General features: G+C 72.3%; 2 protein-coding genes. Both read left to right on the top strand.

Annotated elements, in window-relative coordinates:
- Positions 1-102: hypothetical protein (locus VV867_RS31015; protein ID WP_328567934.1), on the top strand; the 102-nt coding region annotated here is incomplete at its 5' end.
- A 10-nt stretch (positions 103-112) separates the two neighbouring features.
- Positions 113-832, top strand: coding sequence for a GlxA family transcriptional regulator (locus VV867_RS31010; protein ID WP_328568446.1), 720 nt, complete (start codon positions 113-115; stop codon positions 830-832).
- The last annotated feature ends 179 nt before the right edge of the window (positions 833-1,011 follow it).

The raw sequence follows: 1,011 nt of genomic DNA, 5'->3' as shown, positions 1-1,011 counted from the left end.
GACCAGGCCATCCGCACCATGCGCGACACCGGCGCCGACATGCACGACAAGTACAAGGAAACCTCCCGCGGCGGCCTCGCCGTCAGCATCATCGAGTGTTGAGGGCAGCGCCATGCACGACACCGCCCCGGCCCACGTGAACTTCCTGCTGCAGGACGGCTTCGACCTGTTCGCCCTGGCGCTGGCCCTGGAGCCGCTGCGCCAGGCCAACCTGCTGGCCGGCGCCAGCCGCCTCGGCTGGGCCCTGCTGAGCCTGGACGGCGGCGCGGTCAGGGCCAGCAGCGGCCTGTGCGTGAACTGCGACGCCAGCCTCGCGCAGCGCCCGCCCGCCGAGCTGCTGGTGCTCTGCGGCCCGGAAGGCTGCCGCCCGGCGAGCGGCGACGGCGACTGCGCCAGCGCCCTGCTGCAACTGATCGGCCGCAGCCAGGGCCTGGCGCTGGCCCAGGCCGTGCGCACCATCCTCGACGAGGAACGCAGCCTGGGCGCCACCCAGGCCGCCGCGCCACCCCATGCCGGCCTGCAGCGCGCCATCGCGCTGATGCGCGCGCACCTCACGCGGCCCCTGGGCATGCCGCAGCTGGCGGCCACCCTGGGCCTGTCGCGGCGCCAGGTGGAGCGCCTGTTCCAGCGCTACCTGCAGTGCACGCCGGCGCGCTACTACCAGCGCCTGCGCCTGGCCCACGCCCGCCAGCTGCTGCGCGGCAGCGCCCGGCCCCTGGCCGAGGTGGCGCGGGCCTGCGGCTTCCCCTGCCAGCAGCACTTCGCCCGCTGCTACCGCGAGCACTTCGGCCGCCCGCCCACCCAGGAGCGGCGCCAGGCAGCGCTGCACTAGCCACTTTCCCGGTTGCACCACAGGCCCGCACGTGTCGGCAGCACGTCGCGGGCCTCTTTTTTTCCGGCGCAGAAAAACACCCCCGTAGGATGGGTTGAGCTTGTGTTCTGCCGGGAGACATGGGTAACAGGTGTCGGGAGACATAGGTAACGCATTTAGGATCACGGAATTGCCGTATC

Source organism: Pseudomonas sp. JH-2 (genome assembly GCF_036231725.1).
Taxonomy (GTDB): Bacteria; Pseudomonadota; Gammaproteobacteria; order Pseudomonadales; family Pseudomonadaceae; genus Pseudomonas; species Pseudomonas delhiensis.
Note: the sequence above shows the minus strand (reverse complement) of the source record. Positions and strands in the feature narration are given on the sequence as shown.

Coding starts and splice junctions, on each gene's coding strand:
- VV867_RS31010 (WP_328568446.1), top strand. CDS start 113: ATGCACGACACCGCCCCGGCCCACGTGAACTTCCTGCTGCAGGACGGC.